The organism is Bacillus sp. FSL K6-0138 (assembly GCF_037982765.1).
Lineage (GTDB): Bacteria > Bacillota > Bacilli > Bacillales > Bacillaceae > Bacillus > Bacillus glycinifermentans.
The window spans coordinates 264,647-280,469 of sequence record NZ_CP150286.1; the positions used below are offsets into that span (position 1 = coordinate 264,647).

The 15,823-nt window shown below is 42.3% G+C and carries 14 protein-coding genes and 2 pseudogenes; 8 read left to right on the forward strand and 8 right to left on the reverse strand.

Features of this window, described 5'->3' with window-relative positions:
* Nucleotides 1–45: 45 nt before the first annotated feature.
* The gene (locus tag MHB78_RS01655) at nt 46–246 is read right to left on the reverse strand and encodes a DUF255 domain-containing protein (RefSeq protein ID WP_331712174.1); all 201 of its coding nucleotides are present in this window, start codon (nt 244–246) and stop codon (nt 46–48) included.
* Nucleotides 247–429: 183 nt separating this feature from the next.
* Here MHB78_RS01655 and MHB78_RS01660 point away from each other — a divergent pair, with 183 nt between their 5' ends.
* Nucleotides 430–1,389: a patatin-like phospholipase family protein gene (locus MHB78_RS01660; RefSeq protein ID WP_099047011.1), complete on the forward strand. Its 960-nt coding sequence runs from the start codon at nt 430–432 to the stop codon at nt 1,387–1,389.
* Nucleotides 1,390–2,049: 660 nt separating this feature from the next.
* On the forward strand, nt 2,050–2,391 hold the full coding sequence (locus tag MHB78_RS01665) for a helix-turn-helix domain-containing protein (RefSeq protein WP_152654478.1): 342 nt from the start codon (nt 2,050–2,052) through the stop codon (nt 2,389–2,391).
* A 108-nt stretch (nt 2,392–2,499) separates the two neighbouring features.
* On the opposite strand, the gene MHB78_RS01670 is transcribed toward MHB78_RS01665, so the two are convergent.
* Nucleotides 2,500–3,366 carry an alpha/beta hydrolase gene (locus MHB78_RS01670; protein ID WP_099047012.1) on the reverse strand — a complete coding sequence of 289 codons (867 nt, stop codon included), beginning with the start codon at nt 3,364–3,366 and terminating at the stop codon, nt 2,500–2,502.
* A 271-nt stretch (nt 3,367–3,637) separates the two neighbouring features.
* Here MHB78_RS01670 and MHB78_RS01675 point away from each other — a divergent pair, with 271 nt between their 5' ends.
* Nucleotides 3,638–4,861: an MFS transporter gene (locus tag MHB78_RS01675; protein ID WP_046129103.1), complete on the forward strand. Its 1,224-nt coding sequence runs from the start codon at nt 3,638–3,640 to the stop codon at nt 4,859–4,861.
* Between the two features lie 149 nt (nt 4,862–5,010).
* Here MHB78_RS01675 and MHB78_RS01680 read toward each other — a convergent pair whose 3' ends face one another.
* Both MHB78_RS01680 and MHB78_RS01685 read right to left on the reverse strand, forming a co-directional pair.
* Nucleotides 5,011–5,145 carry a hypothetical protein gene (locus MHB78_RS01680; protein ID WP_269081992.1) on the reverse strand — a complete coding sequence of 45 codons (135 nt, stop codon included), beginning with the start codon at nt 5,143–5,145 and terminating at the stop codon, nt 5,011–5,013.
* Between the two features lie 57 nt (nt 5,146–5,202).
* Complete coding sequence (locus MHB78_RS01685; RefSeq protein WP_052948487.1) at nt 5,203–6,276, reverse strand: N-acetylmuramoyl-L-alanine amidase; 1,074 nt, start codon at nt 6,274–6,276, stop codon at nt 5,203–5,205.
* Between the two features lie 771 nt (nt 6,277–7,047).
* On the opposite strand from MHB78_RS01685, the gene MHB78_RS01690 reads away from it, so the two are divergent.
* Nucleotides 7,048–8,130 (forward strand): DUF11 domain-containing protein, encoded by a 1,083-nt coding sequence (locus MHB78_RS01690; protein ID WP_052948486.1) that lies wholly within the window; start codon nt 7,048–7,050, stop codon nt 8,128–8,130.
* A gap of 53 nt (nt 8,131–8,183) precedes the next feature.
* On the forward strand, nt 8,184–9,917 hold the full coding sequence (locus MHB78_RS01695) for an isopeptide-forming domain-containing fimbrial protein (RefSeq protein WP_161797065.1): 1,734 nt from the start codon (nt 8,184–8,186) through the stop codon (nt 9,915–9,917).
* Between the two features lie 367 nt (nt 9,918–10,284).
* On the opposite strand, the pseudogene MHB78_RS01700 reads toward MHB78_RS01695, so the two are convergent.
* Together MHB78_RS01700 and MHB78_RS01705 are read right to left on the reverse strand one after the other, a co-directional pair.
* Nucleotides 10,285–11,265, reverse strand: a pseudogene (locus MHB78_RS01700) (zinc-dependent alcohol dehydrogenase family protein).
* 108 nt (nt 11,266–11,373) lie between these two features.
* Nucleotides 11,374–12,924, reverse strand: coding sequence for an MFS transporter (locus MHB78_RS01705; RefSeq protein ID WP_046129102.1), 1,551 nt, complete (start codon nt 12,922–12,924; stop codon nt 11,374–11,376).
* A gap of 270 nt (nt 12,925–13,194) precedes the next feature.
* Between MHB78_RS01705 and MHB78_RS01710 the strand changes: the two genes are divergently transcribed.
* The 3 genes and pseudogenes from MHB78_RS01710 to MHB78_RS01720 all read left to right on the forward strand — a co-directional run bounded on the left by MHB78_RS01710 (nt 13,195) and on the right by MHB78_RS01720 (nt 14,905).
* Entirely contained in the window at nt 13,195–13,875 is a 681-nt protein-coding gene (locus MHB78_RS01710) for an amino acid racemase (protein WP_046129101.1), read from the forward strand.
* Nucleotides 13,876–13,984: 109 nt separating this feature from the next.
* A pseudogene (locus tag MHB78_RS01715) lies at nt 13,985–14,271 on the forward strand (hypothetical protein); the annotation flags it as partial.
* Nucleotides 14,258–14,905 (forward strand): O-methyltransferase, encoded by a 648-nt coding sequence (locus tag MHB78_RS01720; RefSeq protein ID WP_046129122.1) that lies wholly within the window; start codon nt 14,258–14,260, stop codon nt 14,903–14,905. The pseudogene MHB78_RS01715 and the gene MHB78_RS01720, both read left to right, overlap by 14 nt.
* Nucleotides 14,906–14,932: 27 nt before the next feature.
* Here the strand turns inward: MHB78_RS01720 and MHB78_RS01725 are convergent, their stop codons facing one another.
* Together MHB78_RS01725 and MHB78_RS01730 are read right to left on the reverse strand one after the other, a co-directional pair.
* The gene (locus MHB78_RS01725; protein ID WP_046129100.1) at nt 14,933–15,226 is read right to left on the reverse strand and encodes a hypothetical protein; all 294 of its coding nucleotides are present in this window, start codon (nt 15,224–15,226) and stop codon (nt 14,933–14,935) included.
* 142 nt (nt 15,227–15,368) lie between these two features.
* A complete protein-coding gene (locus tag MHB78_RS01730; RefSeq protein ID WP_046129099.1) occupies nt 15,369–15,683 on the reverse strand; it encodes a hypothetical protein in 315 nt (104 codons plus the stop codon).
* Nucleotides 15,684–15,823 lie beyond the last annotated feature (140 nt).

The window sequence follows — 15,823 nt, forward strand, 5'->3', positions numbered from 1 at the left end:
AATCACAGGGATTTGTACTCAACGATCCTTGGTTGTCTATTTTGGTTACTTTAATAGACATGTCACCCAATGGCAAGCCGAATAGCCGATGCTGACGAGTACCGGTTTGTTTGTGCGCTTTGCTTTTTCGAATTCTTCTTTTCCCCAGGGTACCAGTTGACGGGAGTGTTGGAGTAAATATGGGGATTTCTCAGCGATTAATCTGTTGGGTTTATTGTTAGTTGGCATGGGATCACCTTCTTTCATATCGTTTTACTCTTTCTTACTTTACCACGTGTATTGAATTTAATACTTTCGTTGATATGTGAGTCCTAACAAATAATATTAATAAATCGAACAACGTTTAGCGCAAGAGGTATCCATCCATACAACAGACACTGGATAAACATATACTGCATGATAGATCAAATTAGAAAGGAGAAATCAGCTTTGACAACATATCGGATCATGACCTTTGATGGGGGTGGTACCTTAGGTGCTTTAAGTTTGCAACTGTTGAGCAGACTGGTTAAACAAAACCCGAAATTAATAAGTCAGACCCATGTATTTTCGGGAACTTCAATCGGTTCATTCACGGCCCTTGCGTTAGCAAGCGGAAGATCGCTGCAGGAGACATTCCAATATTTTAAGGAAAAAATTCTGCCTGCATTCAGTATTTCCCGGCCAGGAGGGCCTGTTTTTAATCAGCAATTACCATATTCAGGTTTTATTAAAGCGGTACGAAACTTTTTCCCGTCAGATCTTCGTCTTAAAGATTTAAAAAAACGAATTGTTGTTCCTGCATTTAAATTATACTCACCTGAGCTGGATCGTTGGACTCCTGTATTATTCCATAATTTTCCTGGTTCTCCCTATTTAAATGAAAAAGTGAGTGATGTCATACTGCGGAGCAGCGGTGCTCCCGCGACGCAACGTGCCTATCAAAACTACGTGGATGGATATGTAGTAGCAGCGAACCCTAGTACACCTAGTATCGCGTTTGCAGTGGGGAAAGCCAACGTGCCGTTGGATGAAATTGTGGTATTATCCATCGGAACAGGTGAAGCCCCGACTCGGTTAAGAAGAGATACGAGGGGGTGGGGGATGGTAAGTGCAGATAACATACGCCCCAAAAATCTGGAGAATCTTCCTCCAAATTGGGGAGTGCTTCTGAACCGAGCGCCCAACGAACCTTTGCTGCCATTCCTTTCGGTTGTCGGCAGTGGATCAGGTTACTATGAAACCATGGTCAGCTTTAATCTTTTGGGTGATCGCTTTTTTCGGCTAAATCCAAGAATCCCAAGCTTATCCTTAACAGACCCTTCTGTGGTTCCAACTGTCATTGAAATTGCTAACAGAACCAACCTGCAGCCTGCACTTCGATTTATAGAGGAGAACTGGAACAAATAAATTTAATTTTAAGTCTATCTTTGCTTTTATTTGCTAAAAAGAAAAATTTGTTTCTTCTGTGTTTTGACAAAAATGTTGTTTACTAAATGTAATGATTCCTTAGATTCCAAGAGTCAAACGTAAAATATCACCAGCACTCGAGAACAACTTACAAATTGGGGCGGGATAGTCAGTCTCCTGCTCCTATTCCTTCTTCAAGGTGGGGCATGGGGAGAAGGCTGAAAAATAAATAGACAGTATAAAACGCCTTATTCGAGGGCAAGTTAGTGAAGGACCCTCTCAAAAAATGTTGTATTGAGAGGGTTTCATTTTGAAAGTTTGCAGAGATTTTATCAATATATAAGAGTAAAAAAATTTTCGGAGTCGTATGATTTTTTCTGCTGCTAATTACAGAAAAATACAATCAGCCAATCGTTTTATGCCTAATCTAATTTGACTCTTGTTGACTTGAGAGATGCATAATCTAAGGAGATTATCCTTTTTATATTCCGGTAAAAATATACGTCATCTGCATATATGCTGCTCGTTTAGCATGTGAACGATCCGTTTTGCCGTTACATTCCCGGGTAAGCTGATGGATAGATAGAATCCGGAAGACGGTAAGCAGGCACTTTTGTGACACGCAGTATCCATTTTGATACTATCTGGGGAGGGAAGCGAATGCTGGTGAAATACAAGGATAACGAGTATAGATGTTCAATAGAATTGACATTGAAGCTGATAGGGGGTAAATGGAAAGTACTCATCTTGTGGTATTTAGGCGAAAAAAATATGCGCTTTGGCGAATTAAAAAGAGCTTTACCGCAAATTACGCAAAAAATGTTAACAAAGCAGCTGAGGGAATTGGAAGAGGACGGTATAGTCAATCGATTTGTTCATCATCAAGTACCGCCTAAGGTAGAATACTCTCTTTCTGAAATTGGAAAAAGCCTTTTGCCGATTTTAAGCATTTTGTCTGAGTGGGGGGCCTTCTATGCGGAGCAGGCTGGATCTAATCATTAATCCCGCGAAAAAAATAGAGCCTATAAGAGACTCTATTTCTATATTAATAAAAATATCCAGAATACGAATACCGATTGAGGTTCTCTTACACAATTATAAGACTGTGGTTTATTTACTGAAAAAACGTAATACACGTTCATTTACGTATTGAGGCTGTTCCATTGATAAAACGTGGCCTGCCTGTTTTATGATTTCCGCTTCAATACCAGGAACGAATGTTGAGGCGCGATGTAGGGCTGATTGCGGGTCATAGATGACTTCATGTTCACCCAGCAATAATAGAATAGGGACTTTTACTGATTTTAATTCGTCATCGGTGAAAACATACGGAAATCCGTCGGCGTTAGGCTTTGGCTGTCTTAATCCATCCTGCCACATCACGCCTGCATGAAACTGCTCTGCAAAAACCGGGTGTAACACATTACGGTCTGTCATCATCCACTTTAAGAAATTCTCTACTCCATCAGGCTCTGTGAGACTAAGAGCGTATTGATAAAAATCGTGATGAAACGGCAAAAATGTTTCCGCGGGACTAAGGATAGCTGCGCTTTCTACTCTCTCTGGCGCACGTAAAACGAAATTCATCGTATGAAGCCCGCCAAGCGAAAGTCCAACAATGTGCGACTTTTCGATCCCCAGAGCGTCAAACACATCAAGAAGCCAATCGGCGTAACCCGCCCTCGTACCGCATAAATCTGCAGGGATGCTTTTGTTCTTATCACCTATGATATCGGTTGCATATGTTCGGTATTTGCTGCTCCAATCCTCGATATTGGGATACCACATAGTGGAGCTGAATAATGCCCCGTGAAGCAATACAAGCGGCGGGGCATCCTCAGGTCCGCTTGCAATAATATGAGTTTGGCCGAAACGGGTAGATACATAGAAAGCTTTGTTGTGAACTGGCCAAAGACCGAGGCTTTCGTCATAAGCTTGAAAATAGCGAATGCCGCTGTCGCTTAAATCAGGGGTAATCGGTGAACATTTCCTCCCAATCCTCTTTAAATGAATGTTTCGTTACGTGCAAGGGAGTCTGTTTTTGTATAACAGACTTTATAAATAATATAATACAGTTTTTATTTTATATCAAATTTCAATAATATAAAGGAAATTATATTAAGTTACAGTATTTTATAATTAGATATAACAGTTATTGATTGCATGTAAAATGAAATCTAATAGTGTTGTTAATCGTCTAGTTGTTTTAATATGTTATATGCCCTTGAGGAGAAAAGGAGGGATTTTTGTGAAGAAAAACTATTATTCTATTTTATTAAGCCAGACCACTACAAACTTAGGTTTTTCTCTAAATACGATGGCAGTCATTTCATTTCTGTTCAACATGACGAACTCTACAGCAATCGCCTCTCTTGTGACATTCATCAGTATTATGTTTCGTATTATAGGAAGTGCTGTATTGCCGTTGGTTGCAACTCAATTTAACCTTCGTCTTACAGTAGTGATTTCTCAATTCATCCAAATTGTTTTGTTAGTATGCTTGGTTTATTTTCTTTTGCAAACGTATTCCTTTGAAATGATGATTTTCGTTTTCGTGATGATTGGCGGGATTTCATTTTTTAATGGGTGGTTTGCGCCTTTAAAAAGTGCGTTGATTGGCGAAATCATCACTCCTGGTGAAAGAGTGAAAGCAAATGGATTATTATCAACAGTGGATCAAACGTTTCAATTTGTAGGCTGGTCGCTGGGAGGTCTTATCATCGCCTTTTTAGGAGAGGGATACACGATGATCATCACGATCCTTTTATTGTTGATATCGCTTTTTTTCATCATGTTTTGCCTTAGAACAAAACACCATGCCACTATAATCGGAAAAAGTACTCCCTATTTCAGTGTAATAAGCGGTTGGAAATACTTGTTTAAACAAAAGAACCTAAGAGCAATAATCATCATGGATGTAATCGAGTCATGGGCGGGAATGATTTGGATAGGGGCTGTCTCGTTGGCTTTTGTAAACGAGGCATTACATAAAGGCGAATCGTGGTGGGGCTATATAAATGGAGCATATTATTTAGGGGCGATGATCGGAGGATGTATCATCTATAAACTTTCCGGCAGATTCCAACATAAGTTAATAACTTTTATGTTAATTGGTGCTATCTCATATGGAATGTTAACTTTAATATATGGTTTTATAAGCAATGCATATTTAGCCCTTTTATTGGTTATTTTGATGGGGCCGGCTTATATCCTGAGAGACTTAGCACAGGAAACAATTATTCAGAACATAACAACTGAGCAAACGCGAGTAAACATTATGTCTGCAAGATCAGCTCTCGTACAGTTGATTTTTATGCTGTCCATTCTGGGTATCGGGTTTATTTCAGATTTGATTGGCGTACGATTCGTTTATATATCAGCAGGCATTCTTTTGCTGGCATCGGCATTATACGGTTTTTGGCAATTGCAGGTCAAGAAAAAATCAAATTACCATAAACAGATCAGCGTTTAACGAGTTCTTTTCGAAAATAAACCAATGATGTGTTGTGAAGGATCAAGCAAATTCCAAACAAAAAACCTAACCAAACGGTTAGGTTTTAAATTGTTCATATCCTGTCGTTAATCTTATTCGTCTATCGTTCCAAACTGGACTCCCAGTTGTCATAAACGGTTTGGGAAGCGCCCCAGCTTAAGCCATGATACAAGGATGGGAGAGCTATTTTCTTCTACAACCCAATATTCCCAACGTCTTTTTTTAGGATTTACATATATTCCTGATTTTTTGATTGTCTGCATGATACCTCCGTAAAAACCACCCGGTCGCTGTCGTATTAAGTCAGAATCTGTTTCGTATTAAGAACTAAAGTAATCAGATAACCCTTGTACAATCCCATTGGCTGCTCTTATTTGATAAGTTTCTGATTGTATAGCCGATTCTTCGCCGGGATTTGAGATATAGCCAAGTTCCACTAACACCGCAAGTTTTGGATTTTCCCTCAAGACATAAAAGTCGCCGAAACGAACGCCGTTGCTTGGAAATCCGGTTTCGTTAGATACGCTGCGCAGAACATTTGCAGCCAGCGATTTGTCAGCGCCTCCTTTGTAGTAATACACTTCAACCCCGCGGCTCAAATGAACAGGAGATGAGTTGTAGTGAACAGAAACAAATGCATCTGTATGATAGGTGCTGCTGATCGCAACGCGGCTGTTTAAACTCAAATAACGGTCGGACCCGCGGGTCAGAATCACATGCGCCCCCTTTTCTTTTAGAAGAGAAGCAAGATGTGATGCTGTTCTTAGTGTATGATTTTTTTCAAGGGAACCGCTGTAGCCAATCGTTCCCGGATCGATCCCTCCATGCCCGGCATCAATCACAATATTTTTTCCTCTTAAACTATTAGAATGTTGAGAAGCCGAGGTCCGAGAAACGGCAGAAGAACCTGATTGATTTGAATCTGATACCAACCATCCTGCGATCCAGCCCGACTGAGTGCTGTCCACTTGAATATGAACCCATTGACCCTTTTTTTCAAGGACTGGATATGTATCGCCTTGATTTCCGATTCTCACAACTTTATAGTCTGTCCCGGGCCCTGTTCGGATGCGAACATAGCTGCCGGTTACAGTAATTTGCCCGCTATATGACGGCTGATCAGACTTTTCAGATGTCCCGAATAAATATGCTGAAGCAACCCAACCGGTGCGGCCGTTATAAACAACCTTCGCCCACCCGTATTTTTTCTCATAAACTTGCACTGCTGAACCCCGGGGTATGGAACCAATAACCTCTGCATTGATCTGAGGCGCATTTCTTACATTTAAAGATGAGGTTCCAACCTTGTACGCCTGACTGCTGTTAGCTTCAGCACTCTCAGGCATGCCTGAAAGCAGAATCATCGCAACAATAAATATGAAAAACCTTTTCAAGGTTCCCTTTCACCTCTTTCCTTGGACAAGATTATACACGGTTTTTTTTCATGAACAACTTTTTTAAAAATTTTTTGTCAAAAAAGAACCTTGTCATTTTTTCGTAAAACGAACCAAAAATTCTCATAAAACGACAATTAATGCAATGGAAAATTGGAAATTGAGAAACCGAGTCATTGTGAAAAACAATTTTCATCACACTTAAAGAACCTCTTGTTGTGAACGGGGTATGAAGGATAACGGAAAAGAAAGAGAGATTGAACTCCCTTTTGGAAAAAACACTATATATTGGATAAGCCTTATCTTTCATTCGGCTTTTGAAATATGAGTGTATCGTCACATTCAGTGTTTTTGTTCTTCTTGGTACTATTGATTTACAAAGAAGGAAGGTTTTTTAATAGGGGGACCAAATGTAATAGGAGAAATCGCAGGAGGGTGCAGCTTCTTAGGAGCAAGGTGCCGTTCTTAGAGTGCATCTAAAATTTTGAATTCAAGATTTTCAAAAATATTAGATAGTTTCATGAATTGTTATAAAAATAATCTTAATTCACCTTGACGATTTCCATTTTCTATTTAGATACACAGTAATTTATTTGAACATATGTTTATTTTTTGAATTTAAATATAAACATTTTGTAATATTGTGAAATATAATACTATTTTGGTAAGTTTTTTATTAAGAAAGGGGGTCATATTGAGAACGGATTTTGTTTCAGAAACCGTTACTGAAAATGTCATCTATGAAAAAACGACTATTGGAGTGAGGAATTGATGCGAAAAGATTTTCTGTCTAGATCTTACAAATTACATCTTAGAAAATACTTTATGCTATTTGCGATCTTTTTATTAGTTGCAAGTAACATGTCGGCTACTGTTTTCCCGACTCAAGTGCATGCTGAGGTAAATACAGATGCAACTCAAACGGCAGCGGCAGAAAATGCTTGCCCGGCTCCGGTCGCGCTGATTAACGGAAGTTTTGAGCAAGGTGCTGTCAGAGGGACAGCGGTGGGTACTCAAGGACTCTATTTCAAAGAATCTGAGATGCCTCCATGGAAAACGACTGACGATTCCCAAGGAGTGAAAGTAGTAGAGGTCTGGAACTATGCAGAAAATAATCCTGGGTTTATTCAAAGATACCCCGCGCCACCAGATGGGAATAGATGGGCCGAATTAAATGCGTTTGAACCTAGTCTATTATATCAAGATGTCAAGACAACGCCTGGACAAACGATTTATTGGCGCTTATCCCATATGGGACGTGCAGGTGTTGATACTATGCAGCTCCGTATCGGGGCAGTAACAGCTAATCCTTATGACACCCCGGTTCAAAGACAAATGTCGGATGGAAATACAAAATGGGGAACTTATTCGGGGACTTATACGGTTCCGGCAGGCCAAACTATAACTAGATTCGGTTTTGAAGCGGTTAGCTCAGCTGGTGGAAACACAGCGAATGGAAATTTCCTGAATGATATCTTTCTGGGCACAGAGCCATGTGTCACAGCGAATAAAACGGTCTCTCCACAGGGAGAAGTACACGCCGGCGATGAGCTGACATATTCGGTTCAAGTCAAAAACGAAGGCGGAGACATCGCATCAGATGCAAGCTTTACCGATCTCATCCCAGAAGGTACGGAATACGTCCCTGGATCGTTAAAATTGATCAACGGTTCGACGACAAAAAATCTTACTGATGCATCCGACAGTGACGAAGGCCATTTCGACGGCAGCAAGGTAAACGTCAAGCTGGGGAATTTGCCTAATACGACCGATTTGCCTAATGGAGTCACTATTCAATTTAAAGTGAAAACGCTGACGGATTATTCCGTTAATGAAGTTCACAATAAGGCATAAATTAATACGACAATTTGTTGGCGAAAAAAGAGGAAAATACTGAGTCAAATGAAGTGACCACACCGATCATTTTTAACGAACCTAAGCTTGAATCAAAGAAAACCTCATCCATCCAACAAAAAGCGGACGGCAACACGGATGAGGATCATCCGGAAGTGGGAGATACGCTTCTGTATACGATTCAGACCCGAAACACCTCTGAAGACAGTATTGTGAAAAATCTCACCATTTCAGACGCGATTCCGGAAGGATTGGAATATGTTCCAGGTACTTTAAAAGTGGACGGTAAAGCGGTAAGCGATGCCCAAGACGGCGATAAAGGCCATTACGCCGGAGGCAAAGCGACAGGCCAGTTTGGCAATGTAACCGACAACGAATGGCACACCGTGACATTTGAAGCGAAGGTAAAGTCCGGCCAATCTGGTAAGGATATTGTCAACACGGCAAACGTTGACGGCGGAAATATCGATGATCCTGACAAGCCGGGAACAGACATCAAAGTGGATCCGAAAAAGCCTAAGCTTGAATCAAAGAAAACGGCAAGCCTTCAAGAAAAAGCGGAAGGAAACACGGATGCTGATCATCCGGAAGCAGGAGACACGCTGCTTTACACGATCCAGACCCGAAACACGATTGAAGACAGCCTCGTGAAAAACCTTACCATTTCAGATGCGATTCCGGAAGGATTGGAGTATGTTCCAGGCACATTGAAAGTGGACGGCACAACGGTAACTGACGCCAAAGACGATGATCAAGGCCATTCCACAGACGGCAAAATAGAAGGCCAGTTTGGCGATGTTACTGACACGAAGCTGCATAACGTGACATTCGAAGTGAAAGTGAAAGCCGGCCAAGCGGGTAAAGATATTGTTAATACCGCGAATATCGGCGGCGACAATGTCGATGATCCTGACAAACCGAGCAACGAAGTCAAAGTTTATCCGCGTGATCCTGTATTAGAGTCGGAGAAAACGGCGAAAAATCTCGAGACAGATAAAAAGAAATATGAAGCAGGAGACACGGTTGTCTATACGATTAAGACCCGGAACAAGGTAACGGATAGCCTGGTAGAAAACCTGACGATTTCAGACGAACTTCCAGCAGGCTTGACATATGTTGAAGGCAGCTTAAAAGCGAGCAACGGCGGGGAAGCGACTATCAAAGACGGCAAGATTACGGCGAACTTCGGTGATGTCACCGATACCGAATGGCATACTGTGACATTCCAAGCAAAAGTCGAGTCCGGCTATGCGGGCAAAACGATTAAAAACGTAGCAACAGTCGACGGCGGAAATATCGATGATCCTGACAAACCGGGAACCGACATCAAAGTTGATCCGAAAGAGCCTAAGCTTGAATCAAAGAAAACGGCAAGTCTTCAAGAAAAAGCTGACGGCAATAAGGATAAGGCCCATCCGGAAGCAGGGGACACACTGCTTTACACAATCCAGACCCGGAACACGGTGGAAGACAGCCTTGTGAAAAATCTCGAGATCTCAGATGAGCTTCCTGAAGGACTCGAATATGTACCAGGCACTTTGAAAGTAGACGGCACAACGGTCAGTGATGACCAAGACGATGATCAAGGCCGTTACACAGACGGCAAAGTAGCGGGCCAGTTCGGCGATGTCACCGACACGAAGTGGCATACCGTGACATTTGAAGTGAAAGTCAAAGCCGGCCAAGCAGGCAAAGACATTCTTTTCAAATTGAAAGAAATGAGAGGTTTTGGCCAGACCTTCCATGCAATCTTTCAAAACGATTGTCCGCAGGTGCCGATGAATTAGAAGACCTTGGATTCGGACAAATATGGTACGGAACCAAAATAGAAGCTTTGCAGGCTGCTGCAGATGCAATTGAACATATTCTTAAAAAGCATAAAGTTCAGGATAAATTGGAGTTTGCCAAGACCGCAAAATAGATCAATCATCGAAGATCGCCCTTTATTTCTAAGGGCGATTCTTTGATTAATTAAGGAAGTGTGAGCCGTTAAGAAAAACAGTGATAAGTAGAATAAAGATGCTGCCTGGCACGGGATGGTTCCCGCGTTAAATGTTTCTGCACGGCAAGAGAACCAGTCTGTCCGGGGTATGGACGGTTTTTTTCGAGGCTGGCTGTTCCTGATGTGATGGGAGCCAGGGGAAAGGCTCTCTTTCAGCTTGTTAAAAACACTTTCCCTTTCACAATGTCAGAGGTTTCAACAGCTTGTTTAACTTGTGACAAGTCATATAAAGCATCTTCTTTCATCAAACACAGCTTGTTATCAGCTATAAGTTGAATCAATTGATGAAAAGTGCTCTGCCATTTCTCAACCGGGGTATTTTAATTCCAATTTCTTAAATGAAACATATTGGCGTTAACCTTTGCTTTTTTTATAATATCTGCCCAATTTACTTGTATCCCTGATAAAAGGCCAATGGTTAGAAACATTCCATTAGGGCGAACGCAAAAAGCCAGATTGTTTCCCGATGCACCGCCGATCGAATCAATGGCTGCGTCTGCACCACTTCCACTTGTTATATCCATAACAGTTTCATAGAGGGGGAGTTCGGAAGAATCTGCAACATGTGACGCTCCAAGCTTGAGCAGCTCTTCAGTATGTTTATTGTTTCTCGTAACCGCAATTAACCGAAAACCTAACACCTTCGATAGCTGTGCAAAAATCCGCCCGATAGAAGAACCGCATGCATTCACCAATAGAACATCATTCGGTTTTAGCTTTAAGACTTCTGTACAAGTAACCCAGGCCGTGACGGGATTAATATACAGCTGGGCTGCGGTCACATCATCGATATGTCCCGGTATGGGAATTGCAAGGTCTGCAGATGTTTTTACGTATTCTTGCCATGTACCTTCTCCGCGCAAAGGCAAAACACGTTTGCCAATTAAATCTTGTGATACAGAAGAGCCAACATCTTCTACGATACCCACACCTTCATAACCAGGGACAGCCGGCAAAGAAATTCGATGAGCGTATGCGCCTGTAATCGGTATGATGTCAGAAGGGTTTATCGGCCTTGCCAGCATTCGAACGAGCACCTCATGATGCTTAGGAGGTTCAATCGATCGATGTTCGACTGTTAGAACATCTTTCGGGTTGCCGAATTCGTAGAATGTAATACATTTTGCATCCAAGGCTTTTAACTCCTTCATTCGTTTTTTGTTTCATTATATCACCCATAATGTTTGAAAAATGAAGAAAGACAAGGGCTCAAGCGTATCCCTTGTCTTTTCGTTCGATCCCTACGTGTTGTTTTGAAACTGTTTAAGCGCGCGCCTGAATTCTTGATCACTCATTTTTTTTGAAATGTGCTTGAGTTGCCCGAGAGTCCGGTCATGAACGCGACGGGGAAGATGCTGTGAAATACCTGTATGTTTTTTATGATGATGCGGTTTATGAGCAAGCTTATGCCCTTTTCCTGTAAGCGCCATTCCAAACGAGAAACATAAAATCAGCAGGCTCATAATAAAGGAAATGAAGAAAAAATCATGATATGTCATCATGTGGGCCGCTTCAGTTTTGCCGGTATTCATCAAATGACAGGCCATGTCTTTTTTTAAGGCAAAACTTGCGATGATTGGTATCCACGCATAAGCGAACAGTCGAATAAACTGAACGGCGACCATCCTTTGCACCAGGTCCGGCAGCGGACCTCCTAAAGCAGCCCCCATGAGGCCGGATGCTACGGTAAACCCGACGCCGGCCATTAAAATCATAAAATTGCAGGCATACATATACAACGGGACATGATTGCCCAATAACAGTCCTTGCAGAACGGCGGCCATGATACATATCGATCCTAAGATTCCGATCACGCCCGGGCCGAGTTTGTCATACAGCAAGGCGCTGAGCAGCGCTGAGATCCCGACGCCGCAAATGAAGAATAAATAGAAAAGCAGGAAATCATGGTGTGAAATCCCGTTATCTTTCAGCATTCCTTGCAGGGAAGACAGGCTGAACACCATGCACATATAACCTAAAACAATGACTAGCAGCCCCAATATTGGCTTTGGACGCAACAGCAATTTGAACGGGAGGAAGGGTTTTTTCATGTAACATTGCGTTGTGAATAAAATCACAAAGAGGAGAAGACTTGCCCCCGCACTTTCCCATACATAAGTAGAGGACAATCCCCGTTTTAAAAAGCCGATGAACGTGAGAACCGTCAAAGCAGAAACGATTCCCGACAGGATAAACCCGATAACATCAAAGGGATGTCTGGTCTCTGTCGAATGTTCGTTTTGAAGAAAGATGCGGCTCAAAACAATTCCGCTGAATGAACATGCGCCGGCTGCATAACATAACCATCTCCAGTGGCCGGAAACAGAAGAGATCGCCCCGAAAAACGTTCCCAAAATGGCAAAGCCGAACAATCCGCCGACAAGGACAAACAATGCAAAATTTCGAATGCTGATTGGGAATGAAAGGACCAGCATGGGAATCATCATCATGAGCACTGTCCCCGTGCCGATCCCCTGCAGCATGCGGCCGATTGTCATCCATAACAAATTCGGAGATGCTCCGCATATCCATGCGCCCAATATAAAAAGACACATTGAGGCGACATACGTTCTCAAAGCACCGATTCGATGCCGCAGAAAAGGACCGAACGGAACGAATAAACCAAAAGCGACGGCTCCAACGACAAACGGAATAAGAGCTGCATTAGCTTCGGCATGAAACGTCTGCTGCACCAGCCTTTGCGCTGAAGTAAACGCACTATTCATCATTAATCCGGGGCCGATTGACAAGACTGCCAATAATGAAATTCCCCAGTGTTTACTTATTTTCATACTGCAATTCCTTTCTTTTCTTGCTTGTTCATCTGGTTGATATTCGATAAAAAAGACGCCTTCAGAAATAAAAGGCGCCCGTTTAGGAGAAAACAGGTCTGTTGTAATGCCATCGAGAAACTTTTAGCTTCTATTATACTAGTATTTCTTTCAAACGAAAAGGCACCCCGGATATGCGCCGCAAATGACCTTCCTCTTTTCTGTCATTTCCTTCAGGTGATGGTGATGCATGGTATAATTTGAATATCAGTGTAAAAAGGAGGAGCAACGATGATAGGAATACTTGCGGGCATGGGGCCGAAATCGACCGGGCCGTTCGTTGATAAAGTAGTAGGCGAGTGTCAAAGAATGTATGGGGCAACATATGATATAGATTTCCCGCATATGATGATTTATTCGTGTCCGACTCCTTTCTTTATTGATCGACCCATTAATCATGAAGAGATGGAAGCGGCAATTATAAAAGGCGCCCGTAAGCTTGAACAAACAGGGGCCGATTTTATTGCGATACCTTGCAATACGGCACACATCTATTTTCAACAGCTGCAACATTCGGTTTCAGTACCGCTCTTAAACATGGTCGATGAAACGATGAAAGCCATACCCGGACATTCAAAAAAGATAGCCTTATTAGCTACTGATCCGACAGTTCAGTCGGGCATTTTTCAAGATGCTTTTTTGAAAAACGGCCTGGATTATATCCATAAAGATCATTGGCAAGCGCGTGTGAACCAAATCATACAAATGATTAAAACAGGTCAAACAGACGAAGCCGTTCAATTGTGGGAAACGTTCTCTAAAGAACTAACCGAGGAAATTGACGCGGCTGTGATTGCCTGTACGGATTTAAATGTCGTGACAGATAAACAATCAGCCATTCGTTGCATTGATTCATCATCTTGTCTCGCCAAAGCGATTGTGCATAAATATCTTGCATTGACGGGTCGTTAATCCGTTGACATGATCCCATACATTTGAATTCAAGACGTGCAGAAAATGAGCACATAAAGATCTTAAAAAAGAGGGACATCATCATCGCGGCTTAGCATAAAAAAGGAAAAGGCGGACCAAAAACGTTCCGCCGGGGAAGAGCGATTGCTTTTTTGGAGATGATGAATCTTAACCGTTCGACCATTAAGAAACAGTTGGAAGAGGCTGAGTTTCAATCGATCCAGCAAATATTTCGGTGAATTAAAAGCGATTGATATGGTGATCAACGAATTTATTCAATTGTTTGACATACAGGAAGGGGAAGCGGCGGAAATACCGAATAAGACAGAGGTATCGGATCGAAATGAGGCTTCAGACAAAAGTGAGAAAGGAACTGAACCCGATGAAACAAATTAGCCGTTATATCGACTCAGTGTTTCCATGCCAGGATGCCCTTTTGGAGGAAGTCCTTTCGTCCATAAAAGAAAACGGAATGCCTTCCATATCGGTAACTCCCTCGTCCGGAAAACTTCTGACGATGCTTGTATCGATTTCAGGGGCTAAACGCGTTCTCGAAATCGGAGCGCTCGGGGGATACAGCGGGATTTGCCTCGCGAGGGGGTTCGGCAGCGAAGGAACGTTAACTTCTCTTGAATTAGAAGAGAAGTACGCAAAGCTGGCACACAGCAATCTTTCGAAAGCGGGCTTCGGTGATCAAGTCGCATATATGACCGGACCGGCTTTGGAAAGCCTTGAAAAACTTGTCCGCGATCATAAGCGATTCGACTTCTTCTTTATCGATGCCGACAAAGGAAATTATGAAAATTACCTCGCGTATTGCATCAAGCTTTCAGAGCCTAGTGCGGTCATCGTTGCCGATAATGTACTTGCAGGCGGCAGTGTAGCAGATCAGGACGCTGAATCTAACCGTCGGACCGAATTGATGAGGTCATTCAATGAAACCGCGGCAAGCCATCCCCGATTAGAATCCCTTCTTATTCCGATCGGCGATGGGATGACCATTTCTAAAGTGAAAAATTCAGCTGTTTGATTTGGGATTCAAACAGCTGAATGGATCTTAGTACGGATGCTGAGGCAACGGGGTCCCCGGCGGTCTCCACCAAGATTCAACGGTTTTCCAAGCGTTATGATAATGATAGCCTCTTCCCATCAAATATCCAATTGCGACCGCTTCCCTTAATGCGTGCCGGTAACCGAGATGCTGGGCCTCGCGCAATCCGTGTCTGACAACCGGATCTATGGCTGTCAGTGTTTGCTGTTTAAGGTTGGGATCCCGGTAATATAAGTCTGGATATAGATCTGGTTGAAGGTGAGGAACATAATCAGGAGCTTGATGGTAGCTGATATCCAATTTAATATCTCCTCCTTTTTGAGATAATGTATGCTGATATGGGTAGTTGCGGAATAGGCGATAAACATGTCCTTATCATTTTTCCGGGGATTGAGCAGTTTCGGAAAAGAGAGGTATTCGGGTGGACGGAATGATGCAAAAATTAATCGCTTTCTGCTGCGGCTTCGATTCCATTTCCGATTGATTGGATCAGCGGGCCTAAAACATCCAAAGCGACCCCTTTTTTGTCTTTTTCATTCTTTCCTTGTATTTCAGCCAAAGCAGCCTGAATGCCGTTGCCTAACGCCTGAATCAGATTTCCTTTTATCTGCAATTCAATTCCTTCTTTTTTTTTCTCCTCTTTTTCAGATAAAAATTTCGTTTGGCCAATGGCTTGAATATAGGATCCATAGGTTTGTATCCATGAGCTTATCGCATTAAGTTCATCTATTACGTCTTGTGAATCTTGTTTTTTCATTTCATCCCCTCTCTTTCCGGCCCGTTAATTCAATATAATCAAAAATGTATATTTTGGACTAGGTGCTCTGAACAGTAAGGAGCTTTTTACATGTTTAACACGACTAAAGACAAGGTATTTGATAAATGGCCCTTGTCTTT